This is a genomic window from Streptomyces aquilus (genome assembly GCF_003955715.1).
Classification (GTDB): Bacteria; Actinomycetota; Actinomycetes; order Streptomycetales; family Streptomycetaceae; genus Streptomyces; species Streptomyces aquilus.
On the sequence record NZ_CP034463.1, the window covers coordinates 6,020,636 to 6,034,892 of the forward strand.

General features: G+C 70.6%; 13 protein-coding genes. 10 read left to right on the plus strand and 3 right to left on the minus strand.

The window, feature by feature from the left end:
* Positions 1 to 71 precede the first annotated feature (71 nt).
* Positions 72 to 1,133 (plus strand): NAD-dependent epimerase/dehydratase family protein, encoded by a 1,062-nt coding sequence (locus EJC51_RS27715; protein WP_126273567.1) that lies wholly within the window; start codon positions 72 to 74, stop codon positions 1,131 to 1,133.
* A 14-nt stretch (positions 1,134 to 1,147) separates the two neighbouring features.
* A complete protein-coding gene (locus EJC51_RS27720; RefSeq protein ID WP_126273568.1) occupies positions 1,148 to 2,212 on the plus strand; it encodes a lysophospholipid acyltransferase family protein in 1,065 nt (354 codons plus the stop codon).
* Between the two features lie 69 nt (positions 2,213 to 2,281).
* Here the strand turns inward: EJC51_RS27720 and EJC51_RS27725 are convergent, their stop codons facing one another.
* The 3 genes from EJC51_RS27725 to EJC51_RS27735 all read right to left on the minus strand — a co-directional run bounded on the left by EJC51_RS27725 (position 2,282) and on the right by EJC51_RS27735 (position 5,823).
* Positions 2,282 to 3,517, minus strand: coding sequence for a DUF5667 domain-containing protein (locus EJC51_RS27725; protein WP_126273569.1), 1,236 nt, complete (start codon positions 3,515 to 3,517; stop codon positions 2,282 to 2,284).
* Between the two features lie 235 nt (positions 3,518 to 3,752).
* A complete protein-coding gene (locus EJC51_RS27730) occupies positions 3,753 to 4,526 on the minus strand; it encodes an ECF subfamily RNA polymerase sigma factor, BldN family (RefSeq protein ID WP_126273570.1) in 774 nt (257 codons plus the stop codon).
* Between the two features lie 376 nt (positions 4,527 to 4,902).
* Positions 4,903 to 5,823, minus strand: a complete 921-nt coding sequence (locus tag EJC51_RS27735; protein WP_079310684.1) for an HAD family hydrolase — start codon at positions 5,821 to 5,823, stop codon at positions 4,903 to 4,905.
* A gap of 118 nt (positions 5,824 to 5,941) precedes the next feature.
* Here EJC51_RS27735 and EJC51_RS27740 point away from each other — a divergent pair, with 118 nt between their 5' ends.
* From EJC51_RS27740 to EJC51_RS27775, 8 genes are all read left to right on the plus strand, one after another.
* Positions 5,942 to 6,226, plus strand: a complete 285-nt coding sequence (locus EJC51_RS27740; RefSeq protein ID WP_126273571.1) for a glutaredoxin family protein — start codon at positions 5,942 to 5,944, stop codon at positions 6,224 to 6,226.
* Between the two features lie 235 nt (positions 6,227 to 6,461).
* Positions 6,462 to 7,235, plus strand: a complete 774-nt coding sequence (locus tag EJC51_RS27745) for a redox-sensing transcriptional repressor Rex (protein ID WP_126273572.1) — start codon at positions 6,462 to 6,464, stop codon at positions 7,233 to 7,235.
* Entirely contained in the window at positions 7,232 to 8,986 is a 1,755-nt protein-coding gene (locus EJC51_RS27750) for a glutamyl-tRNA reductase (RefSeq protein ID WP_126273573.1), read from the plus strand. Before EJC51_RS27745 ends, EJC51_RS27750 begins: the two co-directional genes overlap by 4 nt.
* Positions 8,983 to 9,942, plus strand: a complete 960-nt coding sequence (gene hemC, locus EJC51_RS27755; RefSeq protein WP_126273574.1) for a hydroxymethylbilane synthase — start codon at positions 8,983 to 8,985, stop codon at positions 9,940 to 9,942. The genes EJC51_RS27750 and hemC overlap by 4 nt, the downstream gene beginning before the upstream one ends.
* Entirely contained in the window at positions 9,939 to 11,645 is a 1,707-nt protein-coding gene (locus EJC51_RS27760) for a bifunctional uroporphyrinogen-III C-methyltransferase/uroporphyrinogen-III synthase (protein WP_126273575.1), read from the plus strand. Before hemC ends, EJC51_RS27760 begins: the two co-directional genes overlap by 4 nt.
* 154 nt (positions 11,646 to 11,799) lie before the next feature.
* The gene (locus EJC51_RS27765) at positions 11,800 to 12,078 is read left to right on the plus strand and encodes a helix-turn-helix domain-containing protein (RefSeq protein ID WP_244362878.1); all 279 of its coding nucleotides are present in this window, start codon (positions 11,800 to 11,802) and stop codon (positions 12,076 to 12,078) included.
* Between the two features lie 117 nt (positions 12,079 to 12,195).
* A complete protein-coding gene (locus EJC51_RS27770) occupies positions 12,196 to 13,020 on the plus strand; it encodes a C39 family peptidase (RefSeq protein ID WP_132799873.1) in 825 nt (274 codons plus the stop codon).
* Positions 13,020 to 14,228, plus strand: coding sequence for a hypothetical protein (locus EJC51_RS27775; protein WP_126273578.1), 1,209 nt, complete (start codon positions 13,020 to 13,022; stop codon positions 14,226 to 14,228). The genes EJC51_RS27770 and EJC51_RS27775 overlap by 1 nt, the downstream gene beginning before the upstream one ends.
* The last annotated feature ends 29 nt before the right edge of the window (positions 14,229 to 14,257 follow it).

A 14,257-nucleotide genomic window follows, 5' to 3' on the forward strand; every position in this document is an offset into this window, starting at 1 on the left:
CTAGGTTGGCCGCACACGGGGAACGCGACAGGGTGTGCAGGGGGACGAGTGCTGGAAGGAAGGCGCTGATCTTGGGCAAGGTCGTGCTCGTGACCGGAGTGGCCCGTCAACTGGGCGGTCGGTTCGTCCGGCGCATCCAGCGGGACCCGCGGGTCGACCGGGTGATCGCCGTGGACGCCGTGCCGCCGGAGCACCATCTGGGCGGTGCCGAATTCATCCAGGCCGACATCCGGCAGCCGACCATAGCGAGGGTGCTGGCCGAGACGGCCGCCGATACGGTCGTACACCTGGATGTGACGGCGATGGCACTCGGCGGTGGCAGCCGGACCACGGTCAAGGAGACCAACGTCATCGGCACCATGCAGCTGCTCGGGGCCTGTCAGAAGTCGCCGTCGGTCAAGCGGCTGGTGGTGAAGTCCAGTACGAACGTGTACGGGTCGGCGCCCCGTGATCCGGCCGTCTTCACCGAGACCACCCCGCCCAAGTCCCTGCCCAGCGGCGGGTTCGCCAAGGACGCCGTCGAGGTCGAGGGGTATGTGCGCGGCTTCGCGCGGCGGCGGCCCGATGTCGCCGTGTGCGTGCTGCGGTTCGCGAACATCCTCGGGCCGAGCGCGGACACCCCGCTCGCCTCGTACTTCTCGCTGCCGGTGCTGCCGACCGTGTTCGGGTACGACCCGCGGTTGCAGTTCGTCCATGAGGACGACGTGATCGAGGTGCTGCGGATCGCCTCGCACGAACCGGAGCGGGGCACACTCAACAGCGGCACCTTCAACATCGCCGGCGACGGCGTGCTGCTGCTCTCGCAGTGCTCGCGGCGGCTCGGGCGGCCGACCGTGCCGCTGTTGCTGCCCGCCGTCACCTGGGCGGGCTCCCTGGTCCGTACGCTGGGCATGACGGACTTCTCGCCCGAACAGATCCGGCTGCTCACCCATGGCCGGGTCGTGGCGACGGACCAGATGCGGGAGACGCTGGGCTTCCAGCCGAAGTACACGACGGCGGAGACCTTCGCGGACTTCGCGCGGGTCCGCGGCCCCGGGCTGCTGCCGCCGGAGGCCCTCGCGGGGGCCGTCGACCGGATCGCCGCGCTGCCCGCCCTGGGCGGCGGCCACCCCCCGACGCAGAGCGCCAACTGAGGAGCGCATCAACGATGGCGGACGCCAAGGTCATTCCGTTCGACGACGACAGGTCCCGCGGGGCCGCCGTGCAGCGGCCGTCGCGGCGCCGCGGCGCGGGGAGCCGACGCAAGGAATCGTCGCTGGTCCGTGAGGTCCGTGAGGTTCAACCCCTGCCCGGCAGGGCGTCGGCGCAGGATGATGTCCCTGTGACGCGTGAGGAACAGCCGCCGGTCGGGCCGCAGGACGAGGGTGGGGCCGGCGGTCTCGAGCGGCGTATCGCCGGCGGGCTGTCGTTCCTGCGCCGCCGGCTCACCGGCGACTACGACGTCGACGACTTCGGTTACGACGAGGAGCTGACCGACCAGGTCCTGATGTCGCTGCTACGGCCGGTGTACGAGAAGTACTTCCGGGTCGAGGTGAAGGGCGTCGAGAACATCCCGGCGGAGGGCGGCGCGCTGATCGTCGCCAACCACTCCGGGACGCTGCCGCTGGACGGCCTGATGATGCAGGTCGCGGTGCACGACAACCACCCTGCGGGCCGGCATCTGCGCCTCCTCGCCGCGGACCTGGTCTTCATGCTGCCGGTGGTCAACGAGCTGGCCCGCAAGCTCGGCCACACCCTGGCCTGCGCGGAGGACGCGGAACGGCTCCTCGGCCAGGGCGAGTTGGTCGGCGTCATGCCGGAGGGCTTCAAGGGCATCGGCAAGCCGTTCAGCGAGCGCTACAAGCTCCAGCGCTTCGGCCGGGGCGGTTTCGTCTCGACGGCCCTGCGCCGGGGCGCCCCGATCATCCCGTGCTCGATCGTGGGCGCGGAGGAGATCTACCCGATGATCGGCAACGCCAAGACCCTGGCGCGCCTCCTCGGCTTCCCGTACTTCCCGCTGACGCCGACCTTCCCGTGGCTCGGCCCGCTCGGCGCGATCCCGCTGCCGACGAAGTGGACGATCCAGTTCGGCGAGCCGATCCACACGGACGGCTATCCGCCGGAGGCGGCGGAGGACCCGATGCTGATGTTCAACCTCACGGACCAGGTACGCGAACAGATCCAGCACACGCTCTACAAGCTGCTGGTGCAGCGCCGGTCGGTGTTCTTCTAGCAGTTGGTGGTACGACGATGGGGGCGCCCTCCTCGGGAAGGGCGCCCCCATCGTCGTACCGCCGTTTCTCTAGCTCGCGTCTTCTCCGTTGATGCCCAGGCCGGGCAGGAGGCCCGGGAGGAGGGGCGGGAGGGTGACGTCCGGTTCGGTGGACGGGGTGGTCGTCGGCGTGGACGTGCCGGTGCCGGTCTCCGGGGGGTCCAGGAGGCCGCCGGTGTTGCCGCCGAGCAGGCCGTCGTCGCTGCCGGAGGAGGCGGAGTGGCTGGGCTTGCCGGAGTCGGTGCCCGAGCCGTCCGAGGTGCCGTTGCCCTTGCTCGGGGTGGCCGAGCGGTCGGAGCCGGAGGTGCCCTTGGACGCCGTACCGGAACCGCTCTGCCTGCTGCTCGCGCCGCCGTCCTGGGCCGGGGGCTGGGGGAGCAGGGACTGGAGCGGGGCGACCTCTTCGTCTATGGCGTCGAACACCGACGACACCTGCTGACTGACATCGCCCAGCTGGACGGGGAGACGGTCGCGGAGCGCACCCCAGACCTCGCGGTGCGAGCGCGAGAAGGAGGAGAGGGCCTGGATGGGGCCGAGGGAGTCCGGGTCGCGTTCGTAGGCCTCGTGCAGCAGGCGGTGGCCTTCGGTCGCGTCGTGCTGCATGCCGGACAGGGCGCGGCGGATCTCGCCCAGCGACTCGTGGTCCAGCTGGCCGCCGCGGTCGCGGTCCATCAGCCGGCGGGCCTCGTTGAGCCGGGTGGAGGCCTGGTCGAGGTAGGCCACGCCGCGCTCGTCGTCCCCGTCGGACAGGTAGTTGAGCTTGAAGTCCTCGATGCCGCGCTTGAGGCCGTAGAGCGAGTCGCCCGGGAGGGCGTCCGAGCTGGCCGCTGCGACTCCGCCGAAGGCTCCCGCGGCGACCCCGACGCTGAGCCCGCCGGCCGCGAGGCCCTTGGTGAGCCGGGAACGCGGTCGCAGTTTGCCCAGCCCGGTCGCCCGGTGGGCGCCCCGCGCGCGATGCGAGCGTTGCTCGGGCACCGACGCGTCGCCTGCCTCGCCTCCGACGGTGCCCTCTTGGAGCATGGCCTCGAACGCTGCCACCAGCTGGGCCCGCTGGACGACCTTGACCTCGGGATCCAGCGTCGGCCTCGGCAGCTCGCCGAGACATTCCGCGAGGGCCATCATGCGGCCCTGCTCGGTCTGTTCGGCGGCGGCCGGGTCGGGCGCCGGTCCTTCGGCCTCTTGGGCCGCCGTGCCCCGGTCGGACTGGTCCTCCAGGGCCTGGGCGAAGGCGTTCGCCCGCCGGTGCGCCGATACGTTCGCGATCACTGGCGGCACCTCCTCTCGTCATGACGGTCGACTCCCCAGGGGGTCCTGAGGGTTGCACGCCCTGACCACATGCACACGATCGAGTGATCGATGTCGGCCAGGGAGTGACCACAGGGAGCCTGCATCCCGCACAACGAGCGGCGCGGCACTTGGGTTACGGACTGCGGATGATCGGATCGCGAAGTCAACGGACTTTAACCGACCGTGAGTTGGGAGTGGCTCAGAGTGCCCGGCGTCAGCGGGCGTCTTCCGGCAGGAGCCGGGCGAGGGTGCGGACGGCCCGGTACTGGAGGGTCTTGATCGCGCCCTCGTTCTTGCCCATCACGCGCGCGGTCTCGGCGACGGACAGGCCCTGGAGGAAGCGGAGCGTCACGCACTCCTGCTGCTGCGGGTTGAGGCGGCGTACGGCGTCCAGGAGCGCGGCGTTGGAGAGGGACTCCAGGACGGAGTCCTCCGGGGAGCGCTCCACCTCGTTGGCGTCGAGCATCTCGCCGGTGGTCACCTCCAGGCGGAAGCGGCTCGACTTGAAGTGGTCGGCGACGAGGTTGCGGGCGATGGTCACCAGCCAGGCGCCGAAGTCGCGGCCCTGCCAGGTGAAGGTGCCGATCCTTCTGAGCGCCCGCAGGAACGTCTCGCTGGTGAGGTCCTCGGCGGTCGCCTTTCCGCCGACGCGGTAGTAGATGTACCGGTAGACGGTGTCGCTGTACTGGTCGTAGAGCCGCCCGAACGCGTCGGCCTCGCCGGCCTGGGCGCGCTCCACGAGATCCATCATCCGGGCGCTGTCGCTGTCCGCGGCGGGACGGCGGGTGGTCGTTGCGGCGCCGGCCGAGCGTCCCCTTCTGCCGACGGCCGCGCTGCTCTCGGCCAGTGCGTAGCACGGGCCGGTTGGTGCGGTGGCTACGGCAAGGGCGGGGATGGCGTACGCGGTGGGGACGAAGCGCATGAGGTTGTTGACCGTCGCGCGCAGCGTAGCCAGGCCCGAGGCGTCAACCCCGACGTGTGAGTACACGGGACTCCCAGAGGCAGAGCTTCCATCACGTGCAGTGCGGGACCGTTCACCCGTCGTAGCGACGGAGGGGTACCGGATTGCGTCTGAGGAGAATAACGCTTCGTGCAGGCACTGCTACACCCAGTTGCTCTATTCATCGATTACGTCGCTTCTGTAACCGATTGATGCCCTCTCAAGTACCGCAGGGTGACCGGTTGTTGATCGTTTTGGATCGGGTTTCGGTCAGGAGCGGGGCGTGTTGTGGCTGTGTCCCGACAAGAGGACTGGAGGGAGGGGGAGGGGGGTACTGGTTGTGTTTCGGGCGCGGGCCCGCTGCGGCCGGTCGCGCCCACGCGGCGGAGCCGCAAATCGACACAGCCCCGCGCCCCCAGGTGCGTTACCGGCGCCGGCGATGCAGAGCGATCGCTGCCGCTGTGCCGCCCGCCACCGCGCCCACCCCTGCCGCCGCCGGGATGCCCACCTTCGCGGCCTTCCTTCCGGTGCGGTAATCGCGCAAACGCCAGTCCAGTTGGCGGGCGTGCTTGCGCAGCTTTGTGTCCGGGTTGATCGCGTAGGGGTGGCCGACCAGGGAGAGCATCGGGATGTCGTTGTGGCTGTCGCTGTAGGCCGCGCAGCGGGAGAGGTCCAGGCCCTCCGCGGCGGCCAACGCGCGTACCGCCTCCGCCTTCGCGGGGCCGTGCAGGGGTTCGCCGACGAGTTTGCCGGTGTAGACGCCGTCCACGGACTCCGCGACCGTGCCGAGCGCGCCGGTCAGGCCGAGGCGGCGGGCGATGACCTGGGCGATCTCCACGGGGGCCGCGGTGACGAGCCACACCTTCTGGCCCGCGTCCAGGTGGGCCTGGGCGAGGGCGCGGGTGCCCGGCCAGATGCGCTCGGCCATGTACTCGTCGTAGATCTCCTCGCCGATGGACATCAGCTCGGAGACGCGGTGGCCCTGGACGATGGAGAGGGCCGAGTCGCGGGCCTCCTGCATGTGTTCGGGGTCCTCGATGCCGGCCAGCCTGAACCAGGCCTGCTGCCAGGCGAACTTGGCGAGGTCGCGGGTCTCGAAGAACTTCCGCTTGTACAGGCCCCGGCCGAAGTGGAAGAGCGACGCACCCTGCATGACGGTGTTGTCGAGGTCGAAGAAGGCGGCTGCCTTGTCGTCGCCGAGTACCGGGAACTCCGGTTCCGGGGTTGAGGTCTCCTCGACCTCCTGTGACGACTTGCGCGCGGCCTCCGCCGAGGCCTCGCCTGCCAACACGCTCCGCGCCGTGGCGGAGCGCCTACGGGGAGTGAGCCATCCGAGAGCGGCCATGGCGTGAGCATAGCCAGTTTGTTCGGTGGTTCCGGAGTCGAGAGGTTTGGAGGGTGTGAACTCTCCGCGACTCCGTCGTTAAAGGACTGCTCGCGGGCGAGTGGAGGGGCGCGGGACAATGGCCGGTATGAGTCCCCTCTTCCGCCGGAAGCCGTCGGCGCCCCAGGACAGGCTGGTCACTCTCATCCGCAAACCGGGCTGCCATCTGTGTGATGACGCACAGCTGGTGGTGGAGAAGGTGTGCGGCGAGCTCGGTGTGACGTGGGAGCAGAAGGACATCTCCACAGATCAGGCGCTGCACGACCAGTACTGGGAGCAGATTCCCGTCGTACTCGTCGACGGTGAACAGCACACGTTCTGGCGGGTGAACGAAGATCGACTGCGCAGGGCACTGACCGAGTAGTCCAAACGATCCGCAAACTCGCTTAGGATCGTTGGCGGCTTGGCCTTGGGGGTGGGATTCGTGAGGAGAGTGACCTGTTTTGCCCCCGAGACTGCAGTGCGTGACCCCGGTCACGTTGGCCGGGCAAATCGGACACCATCTTTGTGCACGCGTTCACAAAGACATAGCCTGCATTCGACGGGGCGGTCTAGGTACGTGTGACCGCCTGCAGCCCCGCTCTACCCGCAGGAGCACCGTGGCAACTGGCCGAACTCACCGACCGGCGACCCGTAGCCGAGGGATTCCCGAGGCCACCGTCGCCAGGCTTCCGCTGTACCTCCGCGCGCTGACCGCACTGTCGGAGCGCTCGGTGCCCACGGTCTCCTCCGAGGAGCTCGCGGCCGCGGCGGGGGTCAACTCCGCGAAGCTGCGCAAGGATTTCTCTTACCTGGGTTCTTACGGAACGCGTGGTGTCGGGTACGACGTCGAGTATCTCGTCTACCAGATCTCCCGTGAGCTCGGGCTCACCCAGGACTGGCCGGTCGTGATCGTCGGTATCGGCAACCTCGGTGCCGCCCTCGCCAATTACGGCGGTTTCGCCTCCCGCGGTTTCCGGGTGGCCGCCCTCATCGACGCCGACCCGGCCATGACCGGACGGCAGGTCGCCGGGATCGCCGTGCAGCACAGCGACGGCCTGGAGAAGATCATCTCCGACAACGGCGTCTCCATCGGCGTGATCACCACCCCGCCGGGCGTCGCCCAGCAGGTCTGCGACCGGCTCGTCGCCGCCGGTGTCACCTCCATCCTGAACTTCGCGCCGACCGTGCTGTCCGTTCCGGACGGGGTCGACGTGCGCAAGGTGGATCTGTCGATCGAACTCCAGATCCTCGCCTTCCACGAGCAGCGCAAGGCCGGTGAGGAGGCCGCCGCCGGGACCGACGGGGGCGCTCCGGCCGTCGCCGCGCGCGGCGAGTCCGCCTCCGCTGACAAGGGACCTGACGGGGACGTACCCGCCGTGATGCCGGCATGAGTCTCCTCGTCGTGGGGCTGAGCCACCGCAGCGCCCCGGTCAGCGTGCTGGAGCGGGCGGCGCTGAACGCCGACGCCCAGATCAAGCTGCTCCAGGACACGGTCGCCGCGGAGCCGGCCGCCGAGGCCGCGGTGCTCGCCACCTGCAACCGCATCGAGCTGTACGCCGACGTCGACAAGTTCCACGCCGGTGTCGCCGAGCTGTCCACGCTGCTCGCCCAGCACAGCGGGGTGGCCCTTGAGGAGCTCACTCCCTATCTGTACGTGCACTACGAGGACCGGGCGGTTCACCACCTGTTCTCCGTCGCCTGCGGGCTCGACTCCATGGTCGTCGGCGAGGGGCAGATCCTCGGGCAGATCAAGGACTCGCTGGGCAAGGCGCAGGAGCTGCACACCGCCGGGCGGCTGCTCAACGATCTTTTCCAGCAGGCGCTTCGGGTCGGCAAGCGGGCGCACTCCGAGACCGGGATCGACCGGGCCGGGCAGTCGCTGGTGACCTTCGGGCTGGAGCAGCTCGCCGCGGGTGCCTCCGGCGGTGACGCCGCGGAGTGGGCGCGGGGGAAGAAAGCACTGGTCATCGGGGCCGGTTCGATGTCCTCGCTGGCCGCGGCGACGCTGGTGCGGGCCGGGGTGGCCGAGGTGGTCATCGCCAACCGGACCGCGGAGCGGGCCGATCGGCTGGCCGAGATTCTCAACGAGGGTGCCTCTTCCGACGCCGGTGACGGGGACGTGGTGGCCCGCGCGGTACCGATGGACGCGGTGCCGGGCGAGCTGACACGTGCCGATGTTGTGGTGTCTTGTACGGGCGCGACCGGGCTGGTGCTCACTGGTGAGGCCGTTTCGGGTGCTGTTCGTGGGCGGGTGCCCGTGGCGGGGGCTGAGGCCGAGGGTGTCGCGCGGCCCGGCGCTGTCGGGGTGCCGTCCGCGCCCACCCGTGCCGCCCAAGCGGCACGACTGCCCGCGGACCAGACGGGGTCGGCTGAGGACAACTGTCCGCTCGACCTGAACGCCGTCCAGGCCACCCCCGGTTTCTCCGTGCTCGGGGAAGCCGCTGTCGCCGGGATGGCCGCCGCCGAGCTCGAGCAGCATGCCGCCTGGGTCGACAACGCGCCCCGGCCGCAGGGCACCGGGTCCGTCGTCGACGAGGCGGAGGCCATCGCCGCGCTCGCCGCCGCGGCGGCCGCCGGTGGGCGGATTCCCGAGCGGCGTCGGCCCGAACCGCTCGCCGCGGGGCCGGAGCCCGTGCTCTTCCTGCTCGACCTCGCCATGCCCCGTGACATCGACGCCGCCGTGCATCGGATCGCCGGGGTGCGGCTCGTCGACATCGAGTCGCTGGCGGAGGCTTCCGCCGACGCGCCCATGGCCGCCGACGTGGACCAGGTGCGGCGGATCGTCGCCGACGAGGTGGCCGCGTTCGGGGCCGCACTGCGGGCCGCGCACATCACCCCCACCGTCGTCGCGCTGCGCACCATGGCCGCCGACGTCGTGGCGATGGAGATGGCCCGGCTGGAGGGGCGCCTCCCGGGGCTCGACGCCAAGCAGCGCGGCGAGATCACGCAGACCGTGAAGCGCGTGGTGGACAAGCTGCTGCACGCTCCGACCGTACGGGTCAAGCAGCTCGCGGCCGAGCCCGGCGGTGCCGGGTACGCGGACGCGCTGCGGACTCTGTTCGACCTCGACCAGGAGACGGTGGCCGCCGTGTCCCGCGCCGAGGACAGCACCACCGATGAGGAAGACCGAGGGCCGGCATGAGTGAGAAGGCGCTACGGCTCGGGACCAGGCGGAGCAAGCTCGCCATGGCCCAGTCCGGGCAGGTGGCGGACGCCGTGAGCCAGGTGACCGGGCGGCCCGTCGAGCTCGTCGAGATCACCACGTATGGGGATGTGAGCAGGGAGCAGCTCGCGCAGATCGGTGGCACGGGTGTGTTCGTCACCGCGCTGCGGGAGGCGCTGCTCAAGGGTGAGGTGGACTTCGCCGTCCACTCCCTCAAGGACCTGCCGACCGGGCAGCCCGAGGAGCTCGCGCTCGCCGCGATCCCGGTGCGCGAGGACCCGCGGGACGTCATCGTCGCCCGGGACGCGCTGAAGTTCACCGACCTGCCCCGCGGGGCCCGGATCGGTACCGGCTCGCCGCGGCGCATGGCCCAGCTGAACGCGTACGCACGCGCCCACGGCCTCGACATCGAGGCCGTGCCGATCCGCGGGAACGTGGACACGCGCATCCGGTACGTCCACGACGGTGAGCTGGACGCGGTGGTGCTGGCCGCGGCCGGACTGAACCGCATCGGGCGCATCGAAGAGGTGACCGACTTCCTGTCGGTCGACACGGTTTTGCCCGCTCCCGGCCAGGGAGCACTCGCGATCGAATGCGCCGCGGACCACGCGGACCTGATCGCCGCGCTCGGAGAGCTCGACGACCCGTTCACGCGGGTCGCCGTGACCGCCGAGCGGTCGCTGCTCGCCGCCCTGGAGGCCGGTTGCAGCGCCCCTGTGGGCGCGCTGGCCGACCTGCTGGCCGACGGGCACGTTGTCAAGGAAATGCGCCTGCGGGGGATAGTCGGTACCACCGACGGCTCCCGTACGGTGCAGCTGTCCACCACCGGTCCCGTGCCCGAGACGTACGACCAAGCAATGGCGCTCGGCCGTGAACTCGCGGCCGAGATGCTTGCCCAGGGCGCGGCCGGTCTGATGGGGGAGCGAGCACAGTGAGCCCCACCACCCTTCCTGCCGCCGGTCCTGAGCACGGGCACGTCACCTTCCTGGGTGCCGGACCCGGGGATCCGGGACTACTGACTCTGCGCGCCGTGGAGGCGCTGGCGAGCGCGGACGTCCTCGTCGCCGAGCACGAGGTGCTCGACGTCGTACGCGTCCACGCCCGTTCGGGCGTCGCCGTCGTGAACACGGAGCCGGGGTCCTCGTCGGACCCGGTCCCGGGCACAGGCGCGCCTCAGCTGACGGTTGTTGACGGTTCGTCAGCAACCGCGGGTGTCCCCGCCGTGAGGGATGCCGCACATCTTGTCATGGAGGCCGCGCGGGGCGGCAGGCGGGTCGTGCGTGCGGTGTCCGGGGACCCCGGGCTCGACGCGTACGCCGCCGAGGAGATGCTGGCGTGCGCCCGCGCCGGGGTGCCCTTCGAGGTGGTTCCCGGTGTCGCGGCCGCGGTCGGCGTGCCCGCCTACGCCGGTGTGCCGCTGCGCGACGCCGAGGGCGCGGACGTGCGGTTCGTGGACGCCCGGACCGCTTCCGACCGGTGCTGGACGGAGGTGGGGGCCTCGGACGGCACGGTCGTGGTGTCGACGACCCTCGACTCGGTCGCGGCGGCGGCCGGCGAGCTGGTGGCCGCGGGCCGCAAGCCGGACACCCCGATGACGGTCACGGTCGCCGGTACGACCACGCGCCAGCGCACCTGGACGGCGACCCTGGGCACCATCGCCCAGACGCTCAAGCAGGCCAAGGTGCTGCCCTCGCCCGAGGGCGGGCGGCCGGTGATAGCCGTGGTCGGTGAGCGTTCCGCCGCCGCCCAGCGCGACCAGCTGTCGTGGTTCGAGAACAAGCCCCTCTTCGGGTGGCGGGTTCTCGTGCCGCGTACGAAGGAGCAGGCGGCCTCGCTCTCCGACCAGCTGCGCTCCTACGGCGCTGTGCCGCACGAGGTGCCGACCATCGCCGTCGAGCCGCCGCGCACGCCCCAGCAGATGGAGCGGGCCGTCAAGGGGCTCGTGACCGGACGCTACGAGTGGATCGCCTTCACCTCCGTCAACGCGGTCAAGGCCGTCCGCGAGAAGTTCGAGGAGTACGGGCTCGACGCCCGGGCCTTCGCGGGCATCAAGGTGGCCGCGGTGGGTGAGCAGACCGCGAAGGCGCTCATCGCGTTCGGTGTGAAGCCGGATCTGGTGCCGAGCGGTGAGCAGTCGGCGGCGGGGCTCCTTGAGGACTGGCCGCCGTACGACCCCGTCTTCGACCCGATCGACCGGGTCTTCCTGCCGCGTGCCGACATCGCCACCGAGACGCTGGTGGCCGGGCTGATCGAGCTCGGGTGGGAGGTCGACGACGTCACCGCCTACCGGACCGTGCGGGCCTCGCCGCCGCCGGCGGAGACGCGGGAGGCGATCAAGGGCGGTGGCTTCGACGCCGTTCTCTTCACGTCGTCCTCGACCGTGCGGAACCTGGTGGGGATCGCCGGCAAGCCGCACAACGTGACCGTGATCGCGTGTATCGGGCCGGCGACGGCGAAGACGGCCGAGGAGCACGGGCTGCGGGTGGATGTGATGGCTCCGGAGCCGTCCGTGCACAAGCTCGCGGAGGCGCTGGCCGACTTCGGGCTGAAGCGGCGGGCGGCGGCGGTCGAGGCCGGGGATCCGGTGACACGGCCGAGTGAGCGGCGGCCGGGGGCGCGGCGGCGGCGTACGACCTGACGGTCGGAGAGGTGACCCTTCCGGTGAGGGCGGCGCCCGTGGCGACCGCCCTCACCGCGTGCCCGAATACTTTGCGCCGTCCATAACTTCCCCCGCCTATCCTTACGTCATGTCCATGCTCTGACCAGGCATGGTGTGGGTGAGGGGGAGTGCCGTGAGCAGCGGAGGCGTACCGCTCGACGGGATTGGCGGGATCATCGCCGGGCATCGGGCGAGAGCGCGTCTGTTGCCCGGGCTCAGCCCGCGCCAGCGCGAGGTGGCCGAGCTGGTGACGAGCGGGCTGAGCGATCCGGAGATCGCCGACCGGTTGTTCATCAGTCCGCGCACGGTGCGGGCCCATGTAGCCGATGTGCTGCGGCACTTGGAGGCGACCAGCCGGGTGGAGATCGCCTGCGCGATGGTGCTGGCTCAAGTCAGCGGATTCCTCGGGTGAGTTACTCGTCGGTAACTGGCTGAGAGGCCGATGTCCGGCCGGATCTCGGCCTGGTTGGCTGGTGCACCGCTTGATCAACAGCGCTCCGACAGCGCCTTCTCAAGGGGGAATCGCACCATGCCCGTTCGCCATCGTCCCGGTGTTGTCTGTGCGCTGGTCTCCGGCCTGCTCGCGGTCGGCCTCGTCACGGGCCCCGCGTTCGCAGCCGACGACATCGAGGGCCCCGACGACACCGACCCGGCGTCGACCGAAATGGCCACGTCCAGCTTCATCAACGGCGCACGCGTGGACGACGCCGGCGAGGCCGACGGAACCAGCACGGAGTGGGCCAAGCAGATCAAGCTCGCGGTCATCGAGGCCTCGCTGCCGGACGACGACGACGCCACGACCACGGACGCGTCCGGCGCCACCGCGGCCGTCTCGTACAACACGATCGGCATCACCACGCAGATGCAGCAGAAGCACTACTGGTGCGGCCCCGCGGCCGGCCGGGCCGCCCTCACCGCCTTCTCGGTGACCAAGGCGCAGTCGACGCTGGCGACCAAGATGCACACGGACAGCGACGGTACGTACGCCTCGAAGATCCCGGCCGCCCTCAACGCCTATCAGTCCCGCAACGGCTACAAGGACTCGAAGAACACGAGCAGCGCGAAGGACCTCTTCGCCCGAGTCAAGATCAACGTGGACGGCGGCTGGAAGGCTCCCCTGATCCCCTTGGTGCAGGGCCACTCCCTGCCGATCTGGAGCAGCAACGGCTACCACGGCCTGCACTTCATCACCCTCTACGGCTACGGGAGCGACGGCGTCTCGCTCAAGTACTTCGACCCGGTCGATGCCAACGCCCTGTACGGCCGCCACGCGGTCAACCGGAAGTACGTCTGGGCTGCGATGAACGCCAATTACGGCGGCGACGGCAAGGCCGACAACGAGCTGGTGTGGTAGTGACTCTGCGTTCGCGGTTCGTGCTGCCGCTGCTCTGTGCGGCGGCGGCACTGCTGTCCTCCGGATGCGACAGCGGCACGGCGGCCGCCGAGGCAGACCCGGCGGCCGCCGGGGCCCCGGCAGCGCTGCGGCTGAAGCCGGTCTCGCCGGTGCCGCATGCCCTGGCGCATCTCGCGCCCGACGGCACCCTCGGCATGCCCAGCGGCTGGAACATCGACAGCACGGGCGTGGTCCGCTCCGGCAGGAACCTGGCCTTCCTCGCCGTCCCACCCGCCAAGTCGGCCTCCGACGGCCAGGGGTCCGAGACGTGGGTCGTGGATTCCGGCACCGGCACGGTGCGGCGCTACCAGCAGGCGAACCCCGGCTGGACGTCCAACACGGTCACCTTGGCATCCGGCCGGCTGCTGCGCGTGGAGAGCCGCCAGCTCGACGGTACGGCCTGCGGGGAGGAGAAGTCGGAGGCCGCGGACTGCTACCGCTGGCGGCTGTACAGCCAGCCCCTCAGCTCGCACAAGCCGGTGCTGCTGGCCCGGTCGGCGCACGCCGGTCCCCAGAGCCTGGTGCCGCATCCGCTGGCTTACAAGGGCTCCTTCGTCTGGGAGGAGGCCCTGCCCGGTGGGAAGACGGGCGTCTTCCGCTGGACACCGGGCAAGGGCAGGCCCGTGCGCGTCCTGACCCGCGCCGGATCCGGATTCGGTCAACTCGACGTGGACGGCCGCACCTTGTACCTCACCGAGGGGAAGCTGTCGCAGGACGGCGGGACGAGCATCCGTACCACCTACCGCCTGGGCCTCGGGCAGCACCCGAGGGCGGCCGTGAAGGTGGCGACGTTCACCGGCAGCGGCGGCTTCGCCGTCCGAGGCGGGCGCATCGCCTACTATCCGCGCTCCGCCGACGAGACCGCCAGGATCAAGGTCCTCACGATCGGCGCAGAGACGGCTCCGATCGAGGTCGGCAAGGCGGTCAACGGCTTCTACACCGTCGCCTGGGTCACCAAGGACCGCCTGGTGACCTGGTCGGGCAGCGGCTACGCGCTGAACGACGTCCGCCGGCCCACGAAGGCGACCGTGTTCGCCGCCGACGCCGTCGGGCTCGGGGTACCGAGGGGCTACGACGACACGCTGTACGTCGTCTACGACCCGTACCAGTTCGCCCAGTCCCGGGGTACCAAGCCGACGGTCCTGGCCTGGCGGCACTCCTCCTCGTGAGACGCCGGAGCCCGACGAGGCGTCGGTAA

Coding starts and splice junctions, on each gene's coding strand:
- EJC51_RS27720 (WP_126273568.1), top strand. CDS start 1,148: ATGGCGGACGCCAAGGTCATTCCGTTCGACGACGACAGGTCCCGCGGG.
- EJC51_RS27735 (WP_079310684.1), bottom strand. CDS start 5,823: ATGGCCGCTCTCGGATGGCTCACTCCCCGTAGGCGCTCCGCCACGGCG.
- EJC51_RS27740 (WP_126273571.1), top strand. CDS start 5,942: ATGGCCGGTATGAGTCCCCTCTTCCGCCGGAAGCCGTCGGCGCCCCAG.
- EJC51_RS27750 (WP_126273573.1), top strand. CDS start 7,232: ATGAGTCTCCTCGTCGTGGGGCTGAGCCACCGCAGCGCCCCGGTCAGC.
- hemC (WP_126273574.1), top strand. CDS start 8,983: ATGAGTGAGAAGGCGCTACGGCTCGGGACCAGGCGGAGCAAGCTCGCC.
- EJC51_RS27770 (WP_132799873.1), top strand. CDS start 12,196: ATGCCCGTTCGCCATCGTCCCGGTGTTGTCTGTGCGCTGGTCTCCGGC.